This window comes from Blastococcus sp. SYSU D00813 (genome assembly GCF_054050735.1).
Window position 1 is genome coordinate 43,141 of sequence record NZ_JBJGZX010000009.1, and the last position, 24,688, is coordinate 67,828.

The 24,688-nt window shown below is 76.1% G+C and carries 26 protein-coding genes; 13 read left to right on the forward strand and 13 right to left on the reverse strand.

The window, feature by feature from the left end; all coding sequences use genetic code 11:
• Nucleotides 1-71: 71 nt before the first annotated feature.
• Nucleotides 72-2,174, forward strand: coding sequence for a putative bifunctional diguanylate cyclase/phosphodiesterase (locus ACI8AX_RS08450; RefSeq protein WP_456549353.1), 2,103 nt, complete (start codon nt 72-74; stop codon nt 2,172-2,174).
• Entirely contained in the window at nt 2,171-2,995 is an 825-nt protein-coding gene (locus tag ACI8AX_RS08455; RefSeq protein WP_456549354.1) for an HDOD domain-containing protein, read from the forward strand. Before ACI8AX_RS08450 ends, ACI8AX_RS08455 begins: the two co-directional genes overlap by 4 nt.
• 93 nt (nt 2,996-3,088) lie before the next feature.
• Here ACI8AX_RS08455 and ACI8AX_RS08460 read toward each other — a convergent pair whose 3' ends face one another.
• The gene (locus tag ACI8AX_RS08460) at nt 3,089-4,255 is read right to left on the reverse strand and encodes an acyl-CoA dehydrogenase family protein (RefSeq protein ID WP_456549355.1); all 1,167 of its coding nucleotides are present in this window, start codon (nt 4,253-4,255) and stop codon (nt 3,089-3,091) included.
• 4 nt (nt 4,256-4,259) lie between these two features.
• Nucleotides 4,260-5,435 (reverse strand): acyl-CoA dehydrogenase family protein, encoded by a 1,176-nt coding sequence (locus ACI8AX_RS08465; protein ID WP_456549356.1) that lies wholly within the window; start codon nt 5,433-5,435, stop codon nt 4,260-4,262.
• Between the two features lie 182 nt (nt 5,436-5,617).
• Between ACI8AX_RS08465 and ACI8AX_RS08470 the strand changes: the two genes are divergently transcribed.
• Together ACI8AX_RS08470 and ACI8AX_RS08475 are read left to right on the forward strand one after the other, a co-directional pair.
• Entirely contained in the window at nt 5,618-6,028 is a 411-nt protein-coding gene (locus tag ACI8AX_RS08470; RefSeq protein WP_456549357.1) for a TFIIB-type zinc ribbon-containing protein, read from the forward strand.
• An 88-nt stretch (nt 6,029-6,116) separates the two neighbouring features.
• The gene (locus ACI8AX_RS08475) at nt 6,117-6,947 is read left to right on the forward strand and encodes a hypothetical protein (protein WP_456549358.1); all 831 of its coding nucleotides are present in this window, start codon (nt 6,117-6,119) and stop codon (nt 6,945-6,947) included.
• Between the two features lie 13 nt (nt 6,948-6,960).
• On the opposite strand, the gene ACI8AX_RS08480 is transcribed toward ACI8AX_RS08475, so the two are convergent.
• From ACI8AX_RS08480 to ACI8AX_RS08490, 3 genes are read right to left on the reverse strand one after another with little or no spacing between them, the layout of a single operon-like run.
• The gene (locus ACI8AX_RS08480) at nt 6,961-8,382 is read right to left on the reverse strand and encodes an MFS transporter (RefSeq protein WP_456549359.1); all 1,422 of its coding nucleotides are present in this window, start codon (nt 8,380-8,382) and stop codon (nt 6,961-6,963) included.
• A complete protein-coding gene (locus tag ACI8AX_RS08485) occupies nt 8,379-9,554 on the reverse strand; it encodes a 4-hydroxybenzoate 3-monooxygenase (protein ID WP_456549360.1) in 1,176 nt (391 codons plus the stop codon). Before ACI8AX_RS08485 ends, ACI8AX_RS08480 begins: the two co-directional genes overlap by 4 nt.
• A gap of 50 nt (nt 9,555-9,604) precedes the next feature.
• Nucleotides 9,605-10,375: an IclR family transcriptional regulator gene (locus tag ACI8AX_RS08490; protein WP_456549361.1), complete on the reverse strand. Its 771-nt coding sequence runs from the start codon at nt 10,373-10,375 to the stop codon at nt 9,605-9,607.
• Between the two features lie 68 nt (nt 10,376-10,443).
• Here ACI8AX_RS08490 and pcaH point away from each other — a divergent pair, with 68 nt between their 5' ends.
• Genes pcaH through ACI8AX_RS08525 form a run of 7 tightly spaced genes read left to right on the forward strand, consistent with a single transcriptional unit; the run spans nt 10,444 to nt 16,476 of the window.
• A complete protein-coding gene (gene pcaH / locus ACI8AX_RS08495) occupies nt 10,444-11,214 on the forward strand; it encodes a protocatechuate 3,4-dioxygenase subunit beta (protein WP_456549362.1) in 771 nt (256 codons plus the stop codon).
• The gene (pcaG, locus tag ACI8AX_RS08500; protein WP_456549363.1) at nt 11,211-11,870 is read left to right on the forward strand and encodes a protocatechuate 3,4-dioxygenase subunit alpha; all 660 of its coding nucleotides are present in this window, start codon (nt 11,211-11,213) and stop codon (nt 11,868-11,870) included. The genes pcaH and pcaG overlap by 4 nt, the downstream gene beginning before the upstream one ends.
• Before the next feature lie 34 nt (nt 11,871-11,904).
• The gene (pcaB, locus tag ACI8AX_RS08505) at nt 11,905-13,233 is read left to right on the forward strand and encodes a 3-carboxy-cis,cis-muconate cycloisomerase (protein WP_456549364.1); all 1,329 of its coding nucleotides are present in this window, start codon (nt 11,905-11,907) and stop codon (nt 13,231-13,233) included.
• Nucleotides 13,230-14,003, forward strand: coding sequence for a 3-oxoadipate enol-lactonase (gene pcaD / locus ACI8AX_RS08510; protein ID WP_456549365.1), 774 nt, complete (start codon nt 13,230-13,232; stop codon nt 14,001-14,003). Before pcaB ends, pcaD begins: the two co-directional genes overlap by 4 nt.
• A complete protein-coding gene (pcaC, locus tag ACI8AX_RS08515; protein ID WP_456549366.1) occupies nt 14,000-14,425 on the forward strand; it encodes a 4-carboxymuconolactone decarboxylase in 426 nt (141 codons plus the stop codon). Before pcaD ends, pcaC begins: the two co-directional genes overlap by 4 nt.
• 12 nt (nt 14,426-14,437) lie before the next feature.
• Complete coding sequence (locus ACI8AX_RS08520) at nt 14,438-15,898, forward strand: benzaldehyde dehydrogenase (RefSeq protein ID WP_456549367.1); 1,461 nt, start codon at nt 14,438-14,440, stop codon at nt 15,896-15,898.
• A 53-nt stretch (nt 15,899-15,951) separates the two neighbouring features.
• A complete protein-coding gene (locus ACI8AX_RS08525; protein WP_456549368.1) occupies nt 15,952-16,476 on the forward strand; it encodes a putative immunity protein in 525 nt (174 codons plus the stop codon).
• On the opposite strand, the gene ACI8AX_RS08530 is transcribed toward ACI8AX_RS08525, so the two are convergent.
• A complete protein-coding gene (locus ACI8AX_RS08530) occupies nt 16,445-17,422 on the reverse strand; it encodes a LysR family transcriptional regulator ArgP (RefSeq protein ID WP_456549369.1) in 978 nt (325 codons plus the stop codon). The two genes, ACI8AX_RS08525 and ACI8AX_RS08530, sit on opposite strands and share 32 nt — an antisense overlap.
• A gap of 71 nt (nt 17,423-17,493) precedes the next feature.
• Between ACI8AX_RS08530 and ACI8AX_RS08535 the strand changes: the two genes are divergently transcribed.
• Nucleotides 17,494-18,126, forward strand: coding sequence for a LysE/ArgO family amino acid transporter (locus ACI8AX_RS08535; RefSeq protein ID WP_456549370.1), 633 nt, complete (start codon nt 17,494-17,496; stop codon nt 18,124-18,126).
• Between the two features lie 17 nt (nt 18,127-18,143).
• On the opposite strand, the gene ACI8AX_RS08540 is transcribed toward ACI8AX_RS08535, so the two are convergent.
• The 7 genes from ACI8AX_RS08540 to ACI8AX_RS08570 all read right to left on the reverse strand — a co-directional run bounded on the left by ACI8AX_RS08540 (nt 18,144) and on the right by ACI8AX_RS08570 (nt 23,757).
• Nucleotides 18,144-18,986, reverse strand: a complete 843-nt coding sequence (locus ACI8AX_RS08540) for a 5-oxoprolinase subunit C family protein (RefSeq protein ID WP_456549371.1) — start codon at nt 18,984-18,986, stop codon at nt 18,144-18,146.
• Complete coding sequence (locus ACI8AX_RS08545; protein WP_456549372.1) at nt 18,983-19,591, reverse strand: 5-oxoprolinase subunit B family protein; 609 nt, start codon at nt 19,589-19,591, stop codon at nt 18,983-18,985. Before ACI8AX_RS08545 ends, ACI8AX_RS08540 begins: the two co-directional genes overlap by 4 nt.
• Nucleotides 19,591-20,367, reverse strand: coding sequence for a LamB/YcsF family protein (locus ACI8AX_RS08550; RefSeq protein ID WP_456549373.1), 777 nt, complete (start codon nt 20,365-20,367; stop codon nt 19,591-19,593). Before ACI8AX_RS08550 ends, ACI8AX_RS08545 begins: the two co-directional genes overlap by 1 nt.
• Nucleotides 20,367-21,629: an NRAMP family divalent metal transporter gene (locus ACI8AX_RS08555; RefSeq protein WP_456549374.1), complete on the reverse strand. Its 1,263-nt coding sequence runs from the start codon at nt 21,627-21,629 to the stop codon at nt 20,367-20,369. Before ACI8AX_RS08555 ends, ACI8AX_RS08550 begins: the two co-directional genes overlap by 1 nt.
• Nucleotides 21,630-21,705: 76 nt before the next feature.
• Nucleotides 21,706-22,215, reverse strand: a complete 510-nt coding sequence (locus ACI8AX_RS08560; protein ID WP_456549375.1) for a hypothetical protein — start codon at nt 22,213-22,215, stop codon at nt 21,706-21,708.
• Between the two features lie 22 nt (nt 22,216-22,237).
• Nucleotides 22,238-22,801: a dihydrofolate reductase family protein gene (locus ACI8AX_RS08565; protein ID WP_456549376.1), complete on the reverse strand. Its 564-nt coding sequence runs from the start codon at nt 22,799-22,801 to the stop codon at nt 22,238-22,240.
• The gene (locus ACI8AX_RS08570; protein ID WP_456549377.1) at nt 22,798-23,757 is read right to left on the reverse strand and encodes a helix-turn-helix domain-containing protein; all 960 of its coding nucleotides are present in this window, start codon (nt 23,755-23,757) and stop codon (nt 22,798-22,800) included. The genes ACI8AX_RS08565 and ACI8AX_RS08570 overlap by 4 nt, the downstream gene beginning before the upstream one ends.
• A gap of 86 nt (nt 23,758-23,843) precedes the next feature.
• Here ACI8AX_RS08570 and ACI8AX_RS08575 point away from each other — a divergent pair, with 86 nt between their 5' ends.
• On the forward strand, nt 23,844-24,614 hold the full coding sequence (locus ACI8AX_RS08575; protein ID WP_456549378.1) for a putative hydro-lyase: 771 nt from the start codon (nt 23,844-23,846) through the stop codon (nt 24,612-24,614).
• Nucleotides 24,615-24,688: the final 74 nt, after the last annotated feature.

Here is a 24,688-nt window from a genome sequence, read left to right on the forward strand (position 1 = left end):
GTAGACCGGGATGCGGGCGGGAGACGACCGGCCGCACCGGAACACCAGCACAGCAGGACGGAGGGAGGACCGTGACACCCGTCCCGACGGCGACCGCCGACGCGCGCGTGGCCCCGGACATCGTGTCCTCGGTCTTCTACGGCGCCGCGGTCAGCAACAGCCTGGCCCTGCTCGTCGCCGAGACGTCGGGGACCGGCGCCCGGGTCACCTGGGGCAACGAGGGGGCGGTGCACCTGCTCGGGTACGCCCTGGAGGACCTGCGGGACCTACCGGTGGCGCACCTGCTGCCGTCGCTGCGCGGCGGGGAGCTCAAGCTGCTGCTGCGCCGCGAGCGGACCGCCCGGATGAACCTGCCGGTCCGCACGGCCAGCGGCGTCTTCACCGAGTGCGTCGTCCTGTGCACCCCGACGCCGAGCGGCCGCATGTGGAACCTGCGCTTCGTCTCGGCCGACAACGAGCAGGAGCGCGCCCTGCGGGCGACCGCCGACGCCCACGAGCGCCGCTTCGCCACGCTGACCGAGCGGTCGCCGATCCCCACCCTGCTGTCGGAGCAGGGCATGCGCCTGGCGCACGTCAACGACGCCTTCTGCAGCCTGGTCGGCCAGCAGTCCGAGCAGCTCCTGGGCACCGGCTGGATGGCCTGCGTCCACCCCGACGACCTGGACCACGTCATCGAGCAGGTGGCCGTCGTCCTCGGCGGCGGGGACGGCGAGGCGCACGCCCGGCTGGTGCAGCCCGACGGCGCCGAGCGGCGGACCGTCATCCGCTTCGCCCACCTGTTCACCCCCGGCGTCGGCGCCGGGTTCGTCGGCACCATCGAGGACATCACCGAGCGGCTGGCGTTCGAGGCGCGGCTGGCCCACCAGGCCAACCACGACCCGCTGACCGGGCTGCCCAACCGCACCCTGCTGGCCGAGCACGTGGCCGAGCGCTTCGTCCGCGGGCAGGGCGGCCTGGCCTGCCTCTTCCTCGACCTGGACAACTTCAAGGTCGTCAACGACTCCCTCGGCCACGCGGCCGGCGACGAGCTGCTCGTCGAGGTGGCCGACCGGCTGCGCGCCGTCGTGCGCCCGGGCGACCTCGTCGCCCGGTTCGGCGGGGACGAGTTCGTCGTCGTCTGCGAGGACGTCGGCACCGACGACGCCGTCGCCCTGGCCGAGCGCATCGGCGAGGTCCTGGCCGAACCGGTGGGTCTGGGCGGCGTCGACGTCCGCCCGCACGCCAGCGTCGGGGTCACCGTGCAGGCCGAGGAGCACGCCAGCGCCGAGGACCTCATCCGCGACTGCGACATCGCGATGTACCAGGCGAAGAACGGCGGCAAGGGCCGCATCACCGTCCTCGACCACGTGGCCCGCGCGGAGGCCCGGGACAAGCTGCGGCTGGTCGCCGACCTGCGCGACGCCGTCGAGCGGCGGGAGATCACGCTGCTCTACCAGCCGATCTTCGCCACCGCCGACGGGTCGTCGACCGCCGTGGAGGCGCTGGCCCGCTGGGACCACGAGGACCGGGGCCCGATCAGCCCGGCCACGTTCGTGCCGCTGGCGGAGGAGAGCGGCCTCATCGGCCCGCTGGGCTCCCTCGTGCTCGACGAGACCTGCCGCCAGGTCGCCGAGTGGGACCGGCTGCTCGGGCCCGACGCGCCGCGCCGGGCCAACGTCAACGTGTCGGCGCTGCAGCTGGACGGGAACCTGCACGCCCTCGTCGTCGCGGCGCTCGAGCGGCACGAGCTGAGCCCGGCCCGGCTCTCGATCGAGATCACCGAGTCCGCGCTCATGAAGGACCCGGCCTCGGCCCGCACGGTGCTGCAGCAGCTGCGCGACCTCGGCGTCCAGATCGCCATCGACGACTTCGGCACCGGGTACTCCTCGCTGGCGTACCTGCGGCACCTGCCGGTGGACTGCCTCAAGGTCGACCGGTCGTTCGTCGCCGAGCTCGCCGGGGGCCACGCCGAGATCGCCACCGCCGTCATCGCGCTGGCCGGCAGCCTCGGGCTGAGCACCGTCGCCGAGGGCGTGGAGGACATCCAGACCGCCGTCGCGCTGGCCGGCCTGGGAGCCACCTACCTGCAGGGCTTCGGCCTGGCGCAGCCCATGACCGGCACCGGCCTCGCCGCGTGGCACGCGCTGCGCTCCGACACCCCCCAGCCACCCCTGACCGCCCCGGAGCCGACGTGACCGCCCCGCAGCTGAGCCCCGTGCCCGCCTTCGACCTGGAGGAGGTGCTGGCCAGCATCGACACGATGGCCGCGCAGAAGCCCGTGGCCGCGCAGATCGTGTCGGTGGCCAACTCCGACGACACCAGCGCGAGGGCCCTGGCCGACATCCTCGCCGCCGACGTGGCCCTGGCCAGCCGGGTCATGAAGCTGGCCAACAGCGCCTACTTCGGCATGCGCGGCCGGGTGACGTCGCTGCAGTTCGCGGTGACCGTCGTCGGGTTCACCACGGTGCGCACCATGGCGACGGTCGCCCTCACCGACCTCGACGACGAGTCGCGGCTGCCGCAGGACTTCTGGGTCGGCACGACCAGCGTCGCCCTGGCCGCCTCGCTGCTCGCGCCGCGGTTCGGGGAGCGGCCGCAGGACACCCTCTGCCTCGGCCTGCTGGCCCAGGTGGGCGTGGCGCTGCTGCACCACAACGACCCCGCCGGGTACCGCGAGCTGCTGGCCCAGGAGGAGACCTTCGCCGGCCGGCGGTCGGCGGAGGTGCGCCGCTACGGCATCTCCGGCACGCGGCTGACCAGCGTCGCCCTGGAGCAGTGGGGCTTCCCGCACAGCATGGTCGGCCCGCTGACGGCGGTCGACGACCCCGCGTCGGCCGACGGCGCGCTGCTGCGGGCGGCGTTCGAGATCGCCGCGCGGCTGACCCAGCCCGGCTACGTGCCGGTGGACGTCGCCCAGCTCACCGCCGGCCAGGTGCGCGAGGACGCCGTCGGCCCGGTGCTGGAGCAGGTCGCCCAGGACGCCGACGAGCTCCGCCGCGCGATGCTCGACGGCTGACGCTGCGCCGACCGGACCCGCGCGAGATCTGCACACTCGTCGCCATCAGCGGCTGATGGCGCCGAGTGTGCAGATCTCGCCGAGGGGGACCGCTCAGGCGACGCCGGCGCCCGGGGCGTAGGGCTCGCCCAGCGGGTCGACCGTCGGGTGGTCGCCCACGGTCGCGGCCAGCCGGTCGAGAGCCCAGTCACCGTCGCCCAGCACGTGGTCGATGGCGGTGAGCCGGCTGGTGTAGTGGCCGACCTTGTACTCCGCGGTCACGCCGATGCCGCCGTGCAGCTGGATGGCCTCCTTGCCGATGTGCCGGCCGGCGCGGCTGGTCTGCAGCCGGGCGCGGTCGGCCGCGGCGACGACGTCCCCGCCGGCGTCGGCGACCATGCTCGCCCACAGCGCGGTGCTGCGGGCCAGCTCCAGGGACACGTACATGTCCGCGGCGCGGAAGGTGAGCGCCTGGAACTTGTTCAGCGTGACGCCGAACTGCTTGCGCTGCGTCAGGTACTCCGACGTGGTGCGCAGCGCGGTCTCCATCGCGCCCACCGACTCGTTCGCGTAGGCGATCCGCGCGAGCGCGAACGCCTTCTCGATGTCGGCGGTGCGGTCGCCGGTGCCCTCGCCGAGCAGCCGGGCCGGGGTCGACGCGAAGGTGACGTTGGCCGCGCGGCCGCCGTCGTGCGTGCGGTAGCCGGTGCGGGTCAGCCCGGAGGCGTCCCCGTCGACGACGAACAGCGCGGTGCCGCCGTCGACGACGGCGCTGACCACGAGGACGTCGGCGCGGGCGCCGCCCAGGACCGGCTCCTTGACGCCGGTCAGCGTCCAGGAGTCGCCGTCCTGCGCGGCGGTGACGCCCTGGGCCGCGGTGCTCCACCGCGTGCGGGGCTCGGCGTGCGCGAACGCCAGCACGCTGCTGCCCTCGCTGAGCGCACCGAGGAGCTCGGCGCGCTGCTCGGCGGTGCCGACCGCGGCGACCAGGCCACCGGCCAGAACGACGGCCTCGACGAACGGCTCGGGGGCCAGGACCCGGCCGATCTGCTCGGCGACGATCGCGACCTCGACGGGGCCGGCGCCCATGCCGCCGTCCTCCTCGGCGAACGGCAGCCCGAGCACGCCCATCTCGGCCAGCTGGCCCCAGGTCTTCTCGTCGAAGCCCGGGTCGTTCTTGGTGACCTGGCGCCGCTGCTCGGCGTCGCCGTAGGCGCGCTCGAGCAGGCCGCGGACGGCCTCGCGCAGGTCGTTCTGCTCGCTGTCGAACTCGAAGTTCATCTGGTCACAGCCCCAGGATCGTGCCGGCGATGATGGTGCGCTGCACCTCGTTGGAGCCTCCGTAGATGGAGACCTTGCGGTAGTTCAGGTACTCCGGCGTGGCCACGCGGGCCCAGTCGGGCACCTCGGAGCCGCCGTCGGCGAACGAGGCCAGCGAGAGCGGGCCGGCGATGTCGACCAGCAGCTCGGTGGCCGCCTGCTGCAGCTCCGAGCCGCGGAGCTTGAGCACCGAGGACGCCGGGTGCGGCTTGCCGTCGGCGGAGTTGGCGACCACGCGCAGCGCGGTCAGCTCCAGGGCGAGCAGCTCGTTCTCCGTCTCGGCGATGCGCCCGGCCATGCGCGGGTCGTCGAGCAGCGGGCGGCCGCCGACGGTCACCTCGCGGGCCAGCTCCTTGGCCAGCTTGAGGTAGTGCTTGGTGGTGCCGACCCGGGCGATGCCGACCCGCTCGTTGCCGAGCAGGAACTTCGCCATCGTCCAGCCCTGGTTCTCCTCGCCGACCAGGTTCTCCGCGGGGACGCGCACGTCCTCGAAGAAGACCTCGTTGACCTCGTGGCCGCCGTCGAGCAGCTCGATCGGCCGGAGGGTGACGCCCGGGGTGTCCATCGGGAACAGCAGCATGGAGATGCCGCGCTGCTTCTTCTCCGCGGTGGGGTCGGTGCGGACCAGGCAGAAGATCCAGTCGGCGTGCTGGCCGAGCGTGGTCCAGGTCTTCTGCCCGTTGACGACCCAGTCGTCGCCGTCGCGGACGGCGGTGGTGCGCAGCGACGCGAGGTCGGAGCCGGCGTCGGGCTCGGAGAAGCCCTGGCACCACCAGATGTCGAGGTTCGCGGTCTTCGGCAGGAAGCGCTCCTTCTGCTCCTGGCTGCCGAACTGCGCGAGGACCGGGCCGATCATGCTCGTGTTGAACGCCAGCGGCTCGGGGACGCACGCCAGCTGCATCTCCTCGCGCCAGATGTGGCGCTGCAGCGGCGTCCAGTCCTTGCCGCCCCACTCGACCGGCCAGTGCGGCACGGCCAGGCCGCCGGCGTTGAGCGCCCGCTGCGCCCGGACGTAGTCGTCCTTGCCCAGGTGGCGGCGGGCGGCGACGGTGTCCCGGATCTCCTGGGGCACCTGCGTGGTGAAGAAGGTGCGCATCTCCTCCCGGAACGCCTCGAGCTCCGGGGACAGCTGCAACCGCATCGGACCTCTCTCCTGACGCCGGCCGCCGTGGCCGACGCCCTCTCGTGCGTGGTGACGACGACGATCCCACACCTGTTACCCGCCGGTAGCACGGACCGGCCGGGTCCGCGCGCGGGGAACCCGGGGACGGCGGCGGCCGTTGCCGCGGCATGGAGCTGACCTGCCCGAAGTGCCACGGGTCCATGCGCACGTACGAGCGCAACGGCGTCCACGTCGACCAGTGCAGCGACTGCCGCGGCATCTTCCTCGACCGCGGTGAGCTCGAGCGCCTGATCGACGCCGAGAACGCCTGGCACGGTGAGGAGCGCCGCCCGGCCGCGGCGGCCGCCCGCGACGACCGGCACCGCGAGGACGACCGGTACCGCGAGGACGACCGGTACCGCGAGGACCGGTACCGCGAGGAGGACCGGTACCGCGAGGAGGACCGGTACCGCGAGCAGCACCGCCCGTCGACGTCGTCGTCGGGCGGGCTGGGTGCCGTGGTGAACGAGGTGCTCGGCCAGGTGCAGGGCCGGTCGCACTCGAGCGGCCACCACGGCCAGCCGTACAAGAAGAAGCGCAAGGAGTCCTTCCTGGGCGAGCTGTTCGGCTGACGCCCGCCCGACGGCCCCTCCGCTCGGCGCGGGCCCCGGCAGGCGGGCCGTTCCGGCACCCGCTGTCCGGGCGGGGGAGGCTGGAGGGGTGTTCGACGTCGACTGGATGGGCCTGCTGTGCCGGACGGTCCTGCGCGAGCGGACCGCCGCGCTCGTCGCCGAGGCGTGCGCGTGGTCGGTGGGGCTGTCCGACCGTCCGCACCACCTGCGCCGCCGCGGCCGGCTGGTGGAGACCGGCGGGACGATCGGTGACCGCGCCGCGACCGGTCAGATGCTCAGCGGCGACGAGGACGGCCGGCTCGACCTCGGCGACGCCCGGCCGGGCAGCTTCGCCGACGCGCTGAACGCCGTCGGCGAGGACGGCGTCGTCTTCGCCGACCGCTTCGACCGCGAGGTGATCGAGCCCTTCGTGCTGCAGACCTGCGTGCAGGCCGCCGAGCGGGCCCGCGACACCCGGCCCGCGCAGTGGCGCGACCTGCTCGACGACCTGGGTGAGGACGGGACCGACCTGCCGGCGGTCGTGCACGCGGGGGAGTGGGACGTGCCGCTGCGGACCGAGGCCGAGCACCTGGTGCTGGCCGCCCTGGGCGCCGTCCCGCTGCTGCAGGTGGAGGCCGAGGGGCTGCCGCTGTCGCTGGTCCGGCGGGCCGAGGCGCTCACCCGGGAGGCCGCCGCCCCGCCCCTCCCGGCCGCGCCGGCGGAGGACCCCGCGGCCTCGGGCGCGGTGTTCCTCGCCCGCGCCGCGCTGGCCGCCGGCGGACCGCCGGAGCCGGTGGCGCCGGCCGACGCCGACCGGCTGCTCGCCCTCCTGCTCGCCGAGGGCATCGAGCCCGAGGAGGTGGCGGCCGTGCTGCCGCACCTGCCGCTGGCCCCGGGCACCGCCGACACGGTGCTCGGTCTGCTCGCCGCCGGCGGCTGACCCGGCGCCGGGGTCAGCGGTCGGCCGCAGCCGCTCGGGGCGGCAGGAGCCAGGTCAGCAGCGCCGTCCCGACCGCGACGGCGCAGCCGGCCAGCGCGAGCACGGTGTAGCCGCCCGCCGAGGGGTACGCCGCGCCGGCGGGCGTGGCCGCGGCGAGCACGGCGGCGACCAGGGCGCTGCCGGTGGAGAAGCCGACGTAGCGCAGCACCTGGTTGAGGCTCATGGCGCTGCCGGTCTCCCGCGCCGGCACCGCGCTCACGACGAGGGCGGGAAGCACCGCGAAGCAGGCGCCGACGCCGAGTCCGGCCACCGCCATCACGCCGCCGAGCGCCCAGAGGCCGGTCGGCGTGAGCGCGTACAGGCCCAGGGCGACCGCCAGCAGGAGCGCGCCGACCGGGAGGGACACCTGCGGGCCGGCGCGGTCGGTCAGCGCCCGGGCGGCACGGCTGGCCGCGATGCTGAGCAGGGAGAACGGCACGAGGACGAGGCCGGCACCCACCACCGAGGCCCCGGAGCCGTAGCCGGAGGCCTCGGGCGTCTGCGCGTACAGGGGCACCGACGCGAGCAGCAGGTAGTTGGCGAGGCCGACCAGGAGCGAGGTCAGGTGCGCCGTGGCCGCCGTCCGCCCGCGGGCCAGCCGCAGGTCCACCAGCGGCGCCGGCGTCCGCAGCGACCAGGCCACCCACGCGGCCGCAGCGAGCAGGCCGCCGGCGGCCAGGCCCAGCAGGGCCGGCGAGGTCCAGCCCCACGTGTCGCCCTCGCCGAGGACGAGCAGGCCGGCGGCCAGGGCGGCGCCCAGGAGCACCGCGCCCACGGCGTCGAGCCGGCGCGGCGGGCGGTCCGGCGGCGGCGGGAGCACCACGGCGCCGGCGGCCAGGGCCAGGCCGCTCACCGCGGCGCCCAGCCAGAACGCGGCGTGCACCCCGCCCAGGTCGGCGACGAGCCCGGCGACCGGGTAGCCCAGGCCGACCCCGGCGACGACGGTGATCGACAGCGCCGCGACGGTCGCGCGCTGGCGGGCGCCGGTCAGCGCGTCCCGCGCGGTCGCCATGGCCAGCGGGGCCAGGCCCAGCCCGAGGCCCTGCAGGGCCCGGCCGGCCAGCAGCCAGCCGAACCCGAGCGGCAGGGCGGCCAGCACGCTGCCCACCAGGACGGCGGTGAGGGTGGTGAGCACGACGGTCCGGCGCTGCCGCCCGTCGCCCAGCCGGCCGAGGACCGGGGTGGCCACCGCGCCGACCAGCAGGCTGATGGTGAGCGACCACTGGGCGTCGTGGAGCGGGACGTCGTAGGTGTCGGCGATGGCCGGGACCAGCGGCGCGCCCAGGCTGCTGATGACCGCGACGACGGCGACGCAGAAGACCAGGACCGGGGCGAGGACCCGGCTCGTGGTCCGCCCCGTCGTCTGCTCCGTCGCCTGCGGAGGGGCCGCGCTCACCCCTCGATCGGCAGACCGGTGTAGTTCTCCGCCAGCTCGCGCGCGGCCGCCTCCGATGAGCAGACGCGCTGCAGCTGCGACAGCTGGAGCTGGGCGTCGAAGTCGTCGCCGGACGTGTGCAGCATCGAGGTCATCCACCAGGAGAAGTGGGTGCACCGCCACACCCGCCGCAGCGCGGTGTCGGAGTAGGCGTCGGCCAGGTCGGTCTGCTTCTCCTGCAGCAGCCGGACCAGCGCGGTGGCCAGGAGGGTCACGTCGGCGACGGCGAGGTTGAGGCCCTTGGCGCCGGTGGGCGGCACGATGTGCGCGGCGTCGCCGGCGAGGAACAGCCGGCCGCGGCGCATCGGGGCGCTGACGAACGAGCGCATCGGCAGGATCGACTTCTCGGTGATCGGTCCGGTGCTGATCTCCCAGCCGTCGAGGGCGAACCGGGTGGCCAGGCCGTCCCAGATCCGGTCGTCGGACCAGTCCTCGATCTTCTCCGACGGGTCGACCTGCAGGTACAGCCGCGACACCTTCGGCGAGCGCATCGAGTACAGGGCGAAGCCCTCGGGGTGCCAGGCGTAGATGAGCTCGTCGGTGGCGGGGGCGGCGTCGGCCAGGATCCCCAGCCAGGCGTAGGGGTAGGTGCGCTCCCACACCCGCGCGCCCCCGGCCCCGGCCGCGACGACCGCGCGGGAGGGGCCGTGGAAGCCGTCGGTGCCGGCGACGACGTCGCACTCGAGCACCTGCGGGGTGCCGTCGGCGTCGGTGAAGCGGATCCGCGGGCTGTCGCCGTCGACGTCCTCGGGGGTGACGTCGGAGACCTCGAACAGCAGCGGCGGGCCGCCGTCGAGCTGGGTGGCGATGAGGTCCTTGGTCACCTCAGTCTGCCCGTAGACCCACACGGTGCGCCCGCACAGCTCGGGGAAGTCGAGGGTGTGCCGGGTGCCGGGGTACTGCAGGTGGATGCCGGAGTGCTCCAGGCCCTCGCGGTGCAGCCGGTCGCCGACGCCCGCGGCGGTCAGGGTGTCGACGGTGTGCTGCTCGAGGATGCCGGCGCGGATGCGGGCCTCCACGTAGTCGCGGGAGCGGTTCTCCAGCACCACCGAGTCGATGCCCTGCAGGTGCAGCAGCCGCGACAGCAGCAGTCCGGCCGGCCCCGCCCCGATGATCCCCACCTGAGTGCGCACGCCGCCGAGTGTGACCGCGGGCATGCCGGCGGGGAACCCGGCGCTCCCGCTCAGTGGAAGTCGCGCACCCGCGCCAGCTGACGGCCGATGCCCCGCGCGGCCACCTCGAGCACCGGTGCCAGCCGGGTGACGTCCCGCCGGGAGGAGGGGACGACGACGCCCAGCGCGGCCGCGACCACCGCCGTCCCCTCGACCCGCACCGGGACGGCGACCGAGTGGGTGCCCAGCGACATCTCCTCCGCGGTGCGGGCGTACCCGCGGCGGCGGACCTCGGCCAGCTCGCGGCGCAGCCGGCGCGGGTCGACGACGGTGTGGCGGGTCTGGCGGCTCAGCGAGCGCAGCACCTGGTCGACGACGTCGTCCGGGGCGGAGGCGAGCAGCACCTTGCCGACTCCGGTGGCGTGCAGCGGCAGCCGGCTGCCCACCTGGCTGACCACCGGCACCGACTCGCGGCCGGAGATCCGCTCGACGTACAGCGCGGCCGGCCCCTCGCGGACGGCGAGGTGCACGGTGTCGCGGGTGGCGGTGTGCACGTCGAGCAGGAAGGGCGCGGCGACCGACCGCAGCTCCGCCTGCACCGGGGCCAGCAGGCCGAGGTCCCACAGCCGCCGGCCGATCTCGTAGCGGCCGTCGGCCCGCCGGGCCAGACCGCCCCACTCGGCGAGCTCGGCGACCAGCCGGTGCGCGGTCGACAGCGGGGTGCCCGAGCGCTCCGCAATCTCGGTGAGCGTCAGGCGGGGTGCCTCGGGGGCGAAGGCGTCGAGCACCGCGAGGGCGCGCGAGGTGACCGACCGCCCCGGCGCGGCGGCGCCTCCGGCCACGGCGGGCTCCTTCCGTCCAGTGGGAGCACGGGCTTGGGCAGCGTAGTGCCCGGACCTACGGTCGCGGCATGACGCGGAGCACGTCCGACAGCGCGCTGGTCCTGCCGCGCTACCTGCGCGAGGACCCGTCCCAGCGCGTCCCGCTGGCGTACCCGGAGTACCGGAGCACCGCCCTGCGCGCCCCGCTGCGCACGCCGGTCGACCTGCCGCACCGGCTCACCGAGGTCACCGGTCCCGTGCTCGGCGAGGACCGGGTGCTGCCGCACGACGCCGACCTGACGTGGCGCAACGGCGGCGAGGCGCTCGGGCAGCGCATCCTGGTGCACGGCCGGGTGCTCGACAGCGACGGCCGTCCGGTGCCCGGCGCCCTGGTCGAGGTCTGGCAGGCCAACGCCGCCGGCCGCTACCGGCACGTCGTCGACACCTGGCCGGCGCCGCTGGACCCGCACTTCGACGGCCTCGGTCGGGTGGTCACCGACGGCCTGGGGCGCTACGAGTTCCTGACGGTCAAGCCCGGCGCCTACCCCTGGGGCAACCACCACAACGCCTGGCGGCCGGCGCACATCCACTTCTCGCTGTTCGGGCGGGCGTTCACCCAGCGCCTGGTCACCCAGATGTACTTCCCGGACGACCCGCTGTTCGGGCAGGACCCGATCTTCAACGCCATCCCGCCGGCGGCCCGCCACCGCGCGATCAGCCGGTTCTCCCTCGAGCGGACCCAGGACAACTGGGCGCTGGCGTTCGAGTGGGACATCGTGCTGCGCGGCGTGGAGCAGACCCCGTTCGAGGCCCTGTCCGGCGGAGACGACCACGGCGACGACGACGGAGACGTGGCATGAGCACCCCGTTCCCGGACCCCCTCGACGTGCCGGCCGACCCGCCGGGCCCCTTCCAGCCCCGGTCCGGGCAGCGCGGGTCGGGCTTCCTCACCGGCCCGCTGCGGCTGGGGACCACCCCCAGCGCCACCGTCGGGCCCTACCTGGCCATCGGGCTGACCTGGTCCGACGGCGAGTGGGCCGCGGCCGAGGGCACCGACGGCGGCATCTGGATCCGCGGCCGGGTGCTGGACGGCGCCGGCGACGTGGTGCCCGACGCGGTGGTCGAGACCTGGCAGGCCGACCCCGACGGCCGGTTCCCGTCGCCGGAGGACCCCCGCGGCGCGGTGTCGTACCCCGGCTTCCGCGGCTACGCCCGCGCCCAGACGCGCACCGGCGAGTTCGCCGTCTTCACGCTCAAGCCCGGGCGGGTGCCCGACGGCGAGGGCGGGCTGCAGGCGCCGCACGTCGACGTCTCGGTCTTCGCCCGTGGCCTGCTCGACCGGGTGGTCACGCGGTTCTACTTCGCCGACGAGGAGCCGGCCAACGCGGAGGACGTCGTGCTGCGGGGCCTGCCCGCCGACCGCCGGTCGACCCTGCTGGCCACGCCCACCGACGACGGGTACCGCCTCGACGTCCGGCTGCAGGGCGAGGCCGAGACCGTCTTCTTCGCCGTCTGAGCGGGGGACCGGTGCGGCTGGTAGGCAGGGCGGCGTGACAGGGCTCCTCGACGGCACCTTCGCGCGGGGCGGCGTCCCCGCCGCGGTCTCCGGGGACGCCTGGTTCCGGGCGCTGCTGGCGGTGGAGGCGGCGCTGGCCCGGGCCGCCGCGCGCGCCGGCCTCGTGCCGACGACCGCGGCCGACGCGGTGACCGCGGCCTGCGCCGAGCCCGCCCGGCTCGACCTCGCGACCGTGGTCGCCCGCGCGGCCGACGCCGGCAACCCGGTGCCGCCGCTGGTCCGCGCGCTGGCGGACGCGGTGGGCGAGCGGGACGCGGTCGCGGTGCACGTCGGCGCCACCAGCCAGGACGTCGTCGACACCGCGCTGCTGCTGATGGCGCGCGAGGCGGTCGCGGTGGTCGACGGCGACCTGGCGGCCGCGGCGTCGTCCGCGGCCGACCTCGCCCGCGCGCACCGCGACGACGTGCTCATGGGCCGCACCCTCGTGCAGCAGGCGCTGCCGACGACGTTCGGGCTCAAGGCCGCCGGGTGGCTGGCCGCGCTGGACGGCGCCCGGCTGCGGCTGGCCGAGGTGGTCGCGTCGCTGCCGGTCCAGTACGGCGGCGCGGTCGGCACGCTGGCCGCCAGCGGGGGCGCCGGGGTGCAGGTGCGCGCCGCGCTGGCCGAGGAGCTGGGGCTGGTCCCCACCGCGGTGCCGTGGCACACCGTGCGGCTGCCGGTCGCGGACCTGGCCGGTGCGCTGGGGACGGCCGCGGGGGCGGTGGCCACGGTCGCCGTCGACGTCGTCCTCCTGGCCCAGTCGGAGGTCGCCGAGGTGGCGGAGGTCGCGCCCGGCCGCGGCGGCTCGTCGGCGATGCCGCACAAGGCCAACCCGGTCGCGGCGGTCTCCGCCCGGGCCTGCGCCCGGCGCGCGCCGGGTCTGGTGGCGACGCTGTTCGCGGCGATGGAGCAGGAGCACGAGCGGGCCGCCGGCGCCTGGCACGCCGAGTGGCCGACGCTGACGGAGCTGCTGGTCACCGTCGGGTCGGCGACGTCGTGGCTGGCCGAGTCGCTGGCGTCGCTGCGGGTGGACACCGGGCGGATGGCCGCGACCGTGGCCGCCGCCGGCGAGGGCTCGCTCGCCGCCGCGCTCGCCGAGGCACTGACGCCGTCGCTCGGACGCTCGGCCGCGCACGACGCGGCCGCGGCGGCGACCCGGGAGGCGCGGGCGGCCGGCCGGTCGCTGGCGGACGTCGTCGCCGGCCGCACGGACGTCGACGGCCCCGCCGTCCTGGCCGCCGCGGCGCCGGACGTGGGCGAGGCCGGGGCCCAGGTGGACGCCGCGCTCGCCGAGCACGCGCGGCTGACGGAGGGAGAGGCATGACGGCCGTCGAGGTCGCGTACACCGAGGACGGGCCGGCCGACGCGCCGGTCGTCGTCCTCTCCAACTCGCTGGGCGCCACGCGCGCCATGTGGGACCCGCAGGTGCCGGCGCTGGCCGAGCGCTTCCGGGTGGTCACCTACGACACCCGCGGGCACGGGGAGTCACCGGCGCCGGCCGGGCCGTACACGCTCGACGACCTGGTGGACGACGTCGTCGCGCTGCTCGACCGCCTCGGGGTCCGGCAGGCGCACGTGGCCGGGCTGTCGCTGGGCGGCATGACGGCGCTGCGGCTGGCCGCCCGGGAACCGGCGCGGGTGTCGCGGCTGGCGGTCCTGTGCAGCTCGGCGAAGGCCGACCCGCAGGGCTTCCTCGACCGCGCGGCCGCGGCCCGCTCCGGGGGGACGGCGCCGCTGGCGTCGACGGTGGTCAGCCGCTGGCTCACCCCGCCGTACGCGGCCGAGCACCCCGACCTGGTGGCCCGCCTCGAGGCGATGATCGCCGCGGCCGACGACGAGGGGTACGCGGCCTGCTGCGAGGTCGTCGCCGGCATGGACCTGCGGGAGGACCTGGGCCGGATCTCCGCGCCGACGCTCGTCGTCTCCGGCGCCGAGGACCCGGCGCTGCCGCCGGCGCACCAGGAGGGGATCGCCGCCGGGATCGCGGGATCGGAGCTCCTCTCGGTGAGCCCGGCGGCGCACCTGGCCAACCTGGAGCGCACGCTCGAGGTGACCGGGGCCCTGCTGGCGCACTTCGACGGGGCCGGCCGGTGAGCGACGCCCCGGTACCCGGCGGGCTGCCGGCCACCGACGAGGAGCGCCGCGCCGCGGGCATGCGCACCCGGCGCGAGGTGCTCGGCGACGCGCACGTCGACCGGGCGGTCGCCGGCACGACCCCGTTCACCGCCGGCTTCCAGGACTACATCACCCGTGTGGCCTGGGGCGACGTCTGGCAGCGACCGGGGCTCTCGCGCCGCGAGCGCAGCATCGCGACGCTGTCGATCACCGTCGCGCTGCGGCACTGGGACGAGTTCGCCCTGCACGTGCGCGCCGCGGTGAACAACGGCCTGACCGACGACGACATCGCCGAGGTGCTCCAGCACGCGGCCGTCTACGCCGGCGTGCCGGCGGCCAACCACGCCTTCAAGGTGGCCGGGCCGATCCTGGCCGAGCTCCGCGACACCACCGACGACTGAGGAGGGACACCCATGGCACTGCTCGAGGACGGCGCCTGGCACGGCAAGATCTGGACCGGCTCGTGGACCGACGGCTCCGGCGGCACGTACGACGCCGTCGAGCCCGCCACCGGCGACGTGATCGCGCCGGTCGGCAGGGCGACGCCGGCCGACGTGGAGGCGGCCGCCACCCGGGCCGCCGCCGCGCAGCGGGACTGGGCGGCGGCGCCGTTCGAGGAACGGGCGCGGGTGCTGCGCCGGGCCGGCCAGGTGCTCGAGGAGAACGCGGACGAGATCAGGGGGTGGCTGGCCCGCGAGTCCGGCGCCATCCAGCCCTTCGGCGACTTCCAGGTGCACACCAGCGCCCAGGAGTGCTACGAGGCCTCGGCGCTGCCCTCGCACCCCTACGGCGAGCTGCTGCGCACCGGCTCCCCGCGGCTTTCGTTCGCCCGCCGGGTGCCCGCCGGCGTGGTCGGGGTGATCGCTCCGTTCAACGTGCCGACGATCCTCGCCATCCGCGCGGTCGCCCCGGCGCTGGCGCTGGGCAACGCCGTGGTGCTCAAGCCCGACCCGCGCACCGCGATCTCGGGCGGCGCGATGTTCGCGCGCGTCTTCGAGGAGGCCGGGCTGCCGGCCGGGGTGCTCCAGGTGCTGCCCGGCGGTGCCGACGTCGGCGAGGCCCTGGTGACCGCGCCCGCCGTCCGCGTCGTCGCCTTCACCGGGTCCACCCGCGCCGGTCGCGCCGTCGGGGCGCTGGCCGGCCAGCACCTCAAGCGGGCGCACCTGGAGCTCGGCGGCAACTCCGCGCTGATCGTGCTGCCCGACGTCGACGTGACCGCGGCGGCGTCCGTCGGCGCCTGGGGGACCTTCGCCCACCAGGGCCAGATCTGCATGGCGACGTCGCGGCACCTGGTGCACGAGTCGATCGCGGAGGAGTACACGCAGGTGCTCACCGAGAAGGTCGCGAAGCTGCCGGTCGGCGACCCCTTCCGCGAGCAGGTGGCGATGGGGCCGCTCATCGACGCCGGCCAGCGCGACCGGGTACACGGGCTGGTGACCGCGTCGGTGGAGGCCGGCGCCTCGGTGCGCACCGGCGGCGAGTACTCCGGGCTGTTCTACCGGCCGACGGTGCTGGGGGACGTGACCATCGAGCACCCCGCCTACCAGGAGGAGATCTTCGGCCCGGTCGCCCCGGTGACCCCGTTCTCCTCGCTGGACGAGGTGGTCGGCCTCGCCTCCGGGACGGAGTACGGGCTCTCGCTGGGCATCCTCACCCGCGACGTCTACGCCGGGCTGCAGCTGGCCGAGCGGATCCCGTCGGGGCTGGTCCACGTCAACGACCAGACGGTGAACGACGAGGCGGTGGCCCCGTTCGGCGGGGTGGGCGCGTCGGGCACCGGTTCCCGCCACGGCGGACCGCAGGCGAACATCGAGGCCTTCACCGAGACCCAGTGGGTGACGGTGCGCGGGGACCTGCCCGCCTATCCGTTCTGACCGGCCGCCCGGCCTCCGGACAGGACGGCGGCGCGGCCGGCGGAGTCCGCACCGTGGAGCTCAGCCGGTCGGAGCTGCGGGACGTCGCCGGGTACGCGGTCGCCTGCGCGCTGCCGGCCCTGGAGGTCTACGAGCGGGCGTGTCCCGACGACGCGCGTCCGCGGGCCGCGGTGGAGGCCGCGCGGGCCTTCGCCGAGGGTGGCGAGCGGACGAAGGCCATCCGCGACAGCGCGTGGGCGGCGCTCCGGGCGGCGGGGGAGTGCCGCGACGCGGGGCGGGCCGCGGCGAGCGAGGCGGCCCGGGCGGCCGTCGCCGCCGCCGGGGCCCCGTACCTGCACCCGCTGGCGGAGGCGACCCAGGTGAAGCACGTCCTGGGCGCCGCCGCGCACACCGCCCGGGCGCTCGAGCTCGCCGCCGGCGAGGACCTCGACGGCGTCACCGCCACCGACCACCTCGCGCGGTGCCGCGACCTCGCCGGACCGGCCGTCGTCGACGTCCTGCGGCGCTTCCCCGCCGCCCCCGGCGGCGGCGGGCGGGTCGGCGAGCTCATCCGCCGGCTGGACGCGTCGCTCCGCTGACCCCGGTGCCGCGGCCGGGGGGCGCAGCGGGCGCCTCGTCCAACTCCCGTGCGGCCGCCTGCAGCACGGCGGCCCGGACCCGGTCGAGGGTCGGCGAGCGCAGCTTCCACTGCTGCCAGTGGAGGACGACGTCCACCCCGGCGGCCGGGTCGAGCGGGACGAGCCCGGTCCCCGACCCGCGCTCCTGCAGCCGCGGCACCATCCCCCAGCCCAGGCCCAGCGCGACGGCGGAGAACCAGTCCGCGGAAGCGGGCACGTAGTGCGCCGGCGGGCTCGCCCCCGGCCCGGCCACCGCGTGCAGGAAGCGGTGCTGGAGGTCGTCCTTGCGGTCGAACACGACGACCGGCGCCCGCGCGAGCGCCTCGACCGTGGGCCCGTCGGGGAGCCAGCGGCGCACGAAGCCGGGCGTGGCCATCGGCCGGTAGCGCATGCCGCCCAGCCGTGTGGAGGTGCAGCCGGGCACCGGGTCGGCCTCGGCGGTCACCGCCGCCATCACCGTGCCCGAGCGGAGCAGGGCGCTGGTGTGCTCCTGGTCGTCGCGGTGCAGGTCGAAGGCGACGTCGCCGGCCAGCGGGGCCAGGGCCGGCAGCAGCCAGGTCGCCATCGAGTCGGCGTTGACCGCGATGGGCAGGGTCGGCGGGGGAGCCGGGTCGGGGCCGCCGCCGTCGGCGCCGGGAGGACCGCCCGGACCGGCGCCCAGCTCCCGGGCGACGTCGGAGCTGAGCAGGTCGACCTGCCGGGCCAGCCGCAGCACCGCCTGGCCCGACTCGGTGACCTGCACCGGCTTGGTCCTGACCAGCAGGATCCGGCCGGTCGCCACCTCCAGCGCCCGGAGCCGCTGGCTGATCGCCGAGGGCGTCACGTGCAGGGCGCGGGCGGCGGCCTCGAGGGTGCCGCCGCGGACGGTCGCGTCGAGCGCCCGGAGCTGGGCGAGGTCGAGGTCCACGACAGCAACGCTAACGGTGCGGAAGAATCATGAGCTGGACCGGTGCGTGCGTGCTTCCTACGGTCGGTCCCGTGCTCACCACCCCGGCGCTCGTCGCCGCCGCCTCCGGGCTCGCGCTCGGGCTCGGCCTCATCGTCGCCATCGGCGCCCAGAACGCCTTCGTCCTGCGGCAGGGGCTGCGTCTGGAGCACGTGGCCGTGGTCGTGGCGGTGTGCGCGCTCTCCGACCTCGCGCTGATCGTCGCGGGGGTGGCCGGGGCCGGCGCCGTCCTGTCGAGCCTGCCGTGGCTGGTGCCGGTCGTCTGCTTCGCCGGTGCGGTCTTCCTGCTCGGCTACGGGCTGCTGGCCGCGCGGCGCGCGGCGCGGCCGGGCGCCCTGCTCACCGGGGCCTCGGGCGCGCGGGCCGGCCTGGCCGCCACCGTCGCCACGTGCCTGGCCCTCACCTGGCTGAACCCGCACGTGTACCTGGACACCGTGGTGCTGCTCGGCTCGACCGCCTCCACCTACGGCGAGCACCGCTGGCAGTTCGCCGCCGGGGCCGGCCTGGGCAGCGTCCTGTGGTTCACCGGCCTGGGCTTCGGCGCCCGCCTGCTGCGCCCGGTGTTCGCGCGGCCGGCGGCGTGGCGGGTCCTCGACGGGGGCATCGCGGTCGTGATGGTGGTGCTCGCCGTCTCCCTCGCCGTGCGCGGCGTCGCCGAGGCCTGACGCCGCCGGCGGGGAGGTCAGCCCCGGAGCCGCAGCGCCTGTCCCGGCCGCAGCTGCGCGCAGCGGTCGACGTCGTCGTCGGCGACGTAGGCGATGACCGGGTAGCCGCCGGTGACCGGGGCGTCGGCGAGGAACAGCACTGGGAGCCCCGACGGCGGCACCTGCAGGGCGCCGCGGACCATGCCCTCGCTCGGCAGCTCGCCCTCCCGCGAGCGGCGCAGCGGCTCGCCGTCCAGCCGCAGCCCGACCCGGTTGCTCTCGGCGGTGACCGTCCACGGGCGCGCGGTCAGCGCGGCCCACGCGTCGTCGCCGAACCAGTCCCGGCGCGGGCCGGGCAGCACCTGCACGGCCACCTCCCCTCCGGGGGGATCGGGCAGCGGCGCGAGGTCGACGCCGGGCAGCAGCTCCGACGCCGGTCCGACCGGCAGCACGTCGCCCACTGCGACCACGGGCGGGCCGAGGCCGGAGAGCAGGTCGGTCGACCGCGACCCCAGCACCGGCTCGACGGCGATGCCCCCGCGCAGGCCCACGTAGGTGCGCAGCCCCGTCTCGGGCACGCCCAGCCGGAACTCGCTGCCCGCCGGCAGGGCCACCGGCGCGTTGTGCGCCCGGGCACCGGAGCACCGGGCCCCCGTGGTCACCACGAGCAGGTCGGCGTCGGCCCGCAGCGCGAGGCCACCCAGGGTGACCTCCAGGAGCGCGGTGTCCGGGGCGTCGCCGAGCAGCCGGTTGGCCAGCGCCGCGGCCGCCCGGTCGGCCGCGCCGGAGCGGCCCACGCCGAGGGCGCCGCGACCGGGCCGGCCCAGGTCCTGCACGGTGGTCAGCGGGCCGGTCTCCAGGACCGTCACGGTGCGGCTCATGCCGCCACGAACCGCACCCGGACACCCGGCCGGAGCAGGGCCGCCGGGTCGCGGGACAGGTCGAACACGGCGACGTCGGTGCGGCCGATCAGCTGCCAGCCACCGGGCGACTCGCGCGGGTACACGCCGCTGAACGGCCCCGCCAGGCCCACCGCGCCGGCCGGCACGCGGGTGCGCGGGGTGTCCCGGCGCGGCACGTCCCACGGCTCGCCGTCAGGGGTGCAGTAGCCGAAGCCCGGCGCGAAGCCGCAGAAGGCGACGGTCCAGGTGACCCCGGTGTGCCGGGCGACGACGCCGTCCGGGTCGGTCCGGAACAGCGTGGCGACGTCGGCGAGGTCGGCGCCGTCGTAGTGCACCGGCAGTTCCACCGTCTCCCCGGTGCCCGCCCGTCCCGGCCGCGGCCGCACCCGCCGCACGGCGGCCTCGACGTCGGGCAGCGTGGCCGCGGCGGGGTCGGTGACGAGCAGGACGGTCCGGGCGGCGGGGACGACGTCCACCACCCCGGGGATCGGCTCGTCGACCAGCGCGGCGTAGAGGCCCAGGACGTCGTCCAGCCCGTCGAGCTCCACCAGCAGCGCGGTCGACCCGCTGGGCAGCACGCGCATCAGGCCGCGAAGGGGGCCAGCGCGACCCCCGCCCCGGTCAGCGTCTCCCGGACCCGCCGCGCGATCGCCACCGCGCCGGGGGTGTCGCCGTGCACGCAGATGGAGTCCGGGCGCAGGTGCAGCGACCCGCCCGCCACGTCGGTCACCGGCTCGCCCCGCGCCATGGCCAGGCAGCGGCCGGCGATCTCGTCGGCGTCGTGCAGCACGGCGCCGGGCTGCCGGCGGGGGACCAGCGTGCCCTCGGGGGTGTAGGCGCGGTCGGCGAACGCCTCGGCGACCACGGTCAGGCCGGCGTCGGCGGCCTGCCGCAGCCACGCCGACCCGGGCAGGCCGAGCACCGGCAGCGAGCGGTCGTACTCGACCACCGCGCGCACCACGGCCGCGGCCTGCTCCTCGTGCTGCACGATCGCGTTGTAGAGCGCGCCGTGCGGCTTGACGTAGCGGACGCGGGTGCCGGCCACGCGGGCGAAGGCCTCGAGGGCGCCGATCTGGTACAGCACGTCCTGGGTGAGCTCGTCGGGCGCCACGTCGACGAACCGCCGGCCGAAGCCGGCCAGGTCGCGGTAGGAGACCTGCGCGCCGATCGCGACGCCGGCCGCGGCGGCCTGCTCGCAGACCCGGCGGAGGATCACCGGGTCACCGGCGTGGAAGCCGCAGGCGACGTTCGCGCTGGTCACCACGCCGAGCAGCGCCTCGTCGTCCCCGAGGGTCCACTGCCCGAAGCCCTCGCCGAGGTCGGAGTTGAGGTCCATGGCGGAGATCATGGAGCCGGACATCAGAACAGGTCGATGACCGGCCGCACCGAGTTGGCCGCCAGGTAGAGGGTGACCAGCCAGGCCAGCCAGCCGATGACCAGCAGCCAGCGGGGGTAGCGGTAGCCGCCCAGCAGGTCGCCCCGCCGCGTGGCCACCCAGAGCAGGACGGCGATCCCGATGGGCAGCAGGAGCCCGTTGAAGGCGCCGGCGAACACCAGCAGCGTCGTCGGCGCCGTGCCGGCGGTGACGAACACGATCGTGCTCACCGCGATGAAGGCGACCACCAGCAGCGTGCGGGTGCGGTCGCTGGTGCGGTCGCGGGAGGTCAGGAAGGACACCGACGTGTAGGAGGCCCCGATCACGCTGGTGATCGCCGCGGCCCACAGGATCAGCCCGAAGACCCGCAGCCCGACCTCGCCGGCGGCCTCCTGGAACGCGGCGGCCGCCTGGTTCTCCTCGCCCAGGTCGGCGCCGCTGACGACGACGCCCAGGATCGCCAGGAAGAGGACGACCCGCATGATCCCGGTGACGACGATGCCGGTGACGGAGCCGCGGGTGATCGCCCGGACGTGCTCCGGGCCGGTCACGCCCGAGTCGAGCAGCCGGTGCGCGCCGGCGTAGACGATGTAGCCGCCGACCGTGCCGCCCACGAGCGTCGTGATCGTCAGGAAGTCGACCTCCTCGGGCCACACGGCGTTGCGCAGCGCGGTCCCGACCGGCGGGCTCGAGGTGATCGCGATCCACGTCGTCAGCACGATCATCGCCAGGCCGAGCACGACGACGATCCGGTCGACCGCCACCCCGGCCCGCCTGCTGAGGAAGACCCCGATCGCGACGACCGCCGACAGCGCGCCGCCGAGCGTCGGGTCGAGGCCGAGCAGGGCGTCGAGGCCGAGCCCGGTGCCGGCGACGTTGCCGATGTTGAACACCAGCCCGCCGACCACCAGCAGCCCGGCCATCGCCCAGCCGAGACCGGGGACGACGAGGTTGCCCAGCTCCTGCGCGCGGCGGCCGGAGACGCCGACCACCCGCCAGACGTTCAGCTGCAGCGCGATGTCGATGAGGATCGACACGAGGATGGCGAAGGCGAAGGCCGCGCCGAGCTGCACGGTGAACGTCGTCGTCTGGGTGATGAACCCCGGCCCGATGGCCGAGGTCGCCATGAGGAACATGGCGCCCAGCACCGTGGAGCGGGTGCCGGCCGCCATCCGGCCGCCGGCCGGGGGAGCTTCAGCGGTCGCCGTGGTGGCCGGGTCGGGCCGGTCGGCGGGGGGATGCGACATCGGCGCTCCTGCCGGGCGGGTGGCCTCGTCGGAGTCGCTCGCGAGCGGTTTCTGCGCTCGAGCGACTCCGACGACGCTAGGTCCGGCCCCGGCCGTCGGCAACGCGAGCCGGACGCGCCGGCCACTCCTGCACCCACTGCTCGCCGGGCGCCATCGCCGCCCACCGGCGCCCGGCCTCCCGCAGCGCGTCGGCCGCGGCGGCGAGCCGGTCGGCCGGGACGCCGCTGCGCGCCACCTCGCCGGGCAGCACCTCCGCGCCGTCGGCGAGGCGGTGCACCAGGTCGGCCAGCGCCTCGGCCCGGCCGATCGCGGCCGCCCGCTCCCGCTTGAGCCGCTCGGACCGCTCGCCGGCGTGCGGGGGACGGCGGCCCGAGACGTGCCGCATCGTCCCCCACACCGCGCCGTCGGCGACGCAGCCCCAGATGCCGTCGCGGATCCCGAGCTCCTCCTCGACCAGCGCGTGGACGAGGTCGTGCGGCAGCCCGGTCCCGCCGCCGGCGCCGCGGATCGCGTGGACGACGCCGTCCCGCTCGACCAGCGACTCCACCGCCCGCCGGTCGGCCATCCGCGTGAAGGTCAGCCGCACGACCCCCAGGGTCCGGGCGGCATCAAGCGGTTTCCCGCGCCGCCTCCTCCTTCACGACGTCGTAGCGGACGCACACGAACTCGCCGTTGACCGCCCACTCGGTCCGCCGCAGCTCCACGTGCCGGGGGAGCAGCGGCGCGCCGGCGCCGATCGTGACCGGGGCGATGGAGACGACGACCTCGTCGAGCAGGCCGAGGTCGGCGAGCTGGCCGGCGAGGTCGCCGCCGCCGACCACCCACAGGTCGCGGTCGCCGGCCGCCGCGACCATCTCCGCGTGCAGGGCGCGCAGCTCCGCCGGCGTGTCGGCGGCGGTGATCCGGATGTCGGCGCCGGGGTACGCCTCCAGGTCCCGGTGGGTGAGCACCCAGGCCGGCATCGAGTACGCCCACGACTCGGGGTCGTGCTCGCGGACCCAGCGGTAGGTGCTCGAGCCCATCACGATCGCGCCGATCCGCTTCTCGAAGTCGGCGTGGTTGAAGGGCCCGTCCTGGTCCATCTGCCGGGACAGCAGCCAGTCCAGCGAGTGGTCCTCGGTCGCGATGAACCCGTCGAGGGTGGTGGCGGTGTAGTAGACGGTGCGGGTCACGAGTCGCTCCTCCTGGTCAGCCAGTCGATCGGGTCGCCGGTGTCGATCACGACACCGGCCTCGCGCAGCAGGTGGCGCACGAGCTGCCGCCGGTGCGCGGCGTAGGTGAGGACGTGCGCGACGACGCTGCCGAGCACGAACGTCTCCGGCGGCTCGCACAGCGCGTCGACCAGCCGGTCGCCCCAGGCGCCGCGGCGCGCGATGTCGCGGACGGCGGCCAGCCAGCGCGGGGCGACCTCGTCGTGGCGGGCCAGCAGCGCCGCGGGGTCGTCGGCGCCGCGCACGGGGTGGTCGGCGCCCTCGATCGAGGCCAGCCACACCTCCTTGCTCCACACCAGGGTGTGCAGCAGGTCGGCCACCGACTCCTCGGCGCCGTCCCAGGGCAGCACCGACCAGCCCGGCAGCCGCCGCAGCCGGTACGCGCCGTCGTCCAGCTGCTTGGCGGCCTCGAGCAGCGCCCGGGTGTCCTCCACGTCGTGGTGGACCATCAGGGAGCTCACCTCGTCGGACGGGCCGCGGCCCGGCTCGTCGGCGACCCACAGGGACGTCGGCGGGTGGAAGTGGATGCCGTTGGGCGCCGGTAGCCAGTGCTCGTCGCGGCTGCGCGGCCCCCCGCCGGCGGTGCCGCCGCCCACGCTGCCCGGGGTGCGGCCGTAGGCGCGGGCGAACGCGCGCGCGAAGCCCTCCACCGAGTCGTACCCGGCGGCGAAGGCCGCATCGGTGACGCTCGACCCCTGGCGCAGCTGCCACGCCGCCCGCTCGAGCAGCACACGCCGGCGCAGCGCGACCGGCGGCTCGCCGGCGCCGCGGGTGACCTGCCGGCTGAAGTACCAGGGGCTGGCGTAGGCGTCGCCGGCCATCTCCGGCAGCGTGCGGTTGTCCTCGTCGAGCACCGCGTCGATCAGCTCGCGGAGGCGGTCGCGCCCCGCGGCGGGGGAGTGGCTGGACTCGGTCACGGGGAGAGTCTGGCGAGGACGGCGCCCCGCGCGCCCGACCGTTCTTGCGCTCTGCGGCCCGCCGTCCGCAGGGCCAGCATGGGGGCATGGCCGCGCCCGCCGAGCACCGCGCCCAGTACCGCGCCGGCCTGGCCGTGCCCACCTCGGGCGCCGCGCCGGGCCACACGCAGGCCAACCTCGTCGTCCTCCCGCAGGACTGGGCCTGGGACATGCTGCTGTTCGCCCAGCGCAACCCGCAGCCGGTGCCGGTGCTGGAGGTGACCGACCCCGGCTCGCCGGAGACGGCGCTGGCCCCCGGCGCCGACCTGCGCACCGACCTGCCCCGCTACCGGGTCTGGCGGGACGGCGAGCTGGTCGGCGAGCCCACCGACGTCGTGGACCTGTGGCGTGACGACCTGGTCGCCTTCCTGATCGGCTGCAGCTTCAGCTTCGAGACCGCCCTGCTCGACGCCGGGGTGCCGGTGCGCAACATCGAGCAGGGCCGCAACGTGTCGATGTACCGGACGTCGGTGCCCTGCCGCCCGGCCGGCCGGTTGTCCGGTCCGCTCGTCGTCTCCATGCGGCCCGTCCCGGCGGCGCTGGTGCCCGCCGCCGTCCAGGTGACCGCGCGGATGCCGCAGGTGCACGGGGCACCGGTGCACGTCGGCGCGCCGGACACCCTCGGCATCACCGACCTGGCCGCCCCCGACTACGGCGACCCGGTCGAGGCGCAGCCCGGCGACGTGCCGGTGTTCTGGGCCTGCGGGGTCACCCCGCAGGCCGCCGTCCTCGCCTCCCGGCCGCCGCTGGCGATCACCCACGCGCCCGGCCACATGTTCGTCACCGATGTCCCGGACGCCGCCTACCGGCTGCCGTAGGCAGAACCCTTCCGCCAGGCGGGAGACCCGTGGGAGCGGCCCGGTGACGGCGGTCACGCTGGGTGCCCTGCTGT

Bases quoted from the DNA above. Each gene is read 5' to 3' on its own strand.
- ACI8AX_RS08460 (WP_456549355.1), bottom strand. From the start codon at position 4,255: ATGAACTTCGAGTTCGACAGCGAGCAGAACGACCTGCGCGAGGCCGTC.
- ACI8AX_RS08465 (WP_456549356.1), bottom strand. From the start codon at position 5,435: ATGCGGTTGCAGCTGTCCCCGGAGCTCGAGGCGTTCCGGGAGGAGATG.
- ACI8AX_RS08470 (WP_456549357.1), top strand. From the start codon at position 5,618: ATGCGCACGTACGAGCGCAACGGCGTCCACGTCGACCAGTGCAGCGAC.
- pcaH (WP_456549362.1), top strand. From the start codon at position 10,444: ATGACGCGGAGCACGTCCGACAGCGCGCTGGTCCTGCCGCGCTACCTG.
- pcaG (WP_456549363.1), top strand. From the start codon at position 11,211: ATGAGCACCCCGTTCCCGGACCCCCTCGACGTGCCGGCCGACCCGCCG.
- pcaD (WP_456549365.1), top strand. From the start codon at position 13,230: ATGACGGCCGTCGAGGTCGCGTACACCGAGGACGGGCCGGCCGACGCG.
- ACI8AX_RS08520 (WP_456549367.1), top strand. From the start codon at position 14,438: ATGGCACTGCTCGAGGACGGCGCCTGGCACGGCAAGATCTGGACCGGC.
- ACI8AX_RS08540 (WP_456549371.1), bottom strand. From the start codon at position 18,986: ATGAGCCGCACCGTGACGGTCCTGGAGACCGGCCCGCTGACCACCGTG.
- ACI8AX_RS08545 (WP_456549372.1), bottom strand. From the start codon at position 19,591: ATGCGCGTGCTGCCCAGCGGGTCGACCGCGCTGCTGGTGGAGCTCGAC.
- ACI8AX_RS08550 (WP_456549373.1), bottom strand. From the start codon at position 20,367: ATGTCCGGCTCCATGATCTCCGCCATGGACCTCAACTCCGACCTCGGC.
- ACI8AX_RS08555 (WP_456549374.1), bottom strand. From the start codon at position 21,629: ATGTCGCATCCCCCCGCCGACCGGCCCGACCCGGCCACCACGGCGACC.
- ACI8AX_RS08575 (WP_456549378.1), top strand. From the start codon at position 23,844: ATGGCCGCGCCCGCCGAGCACCGCGCCCAGTACCGCGCCGGCCTGGCC.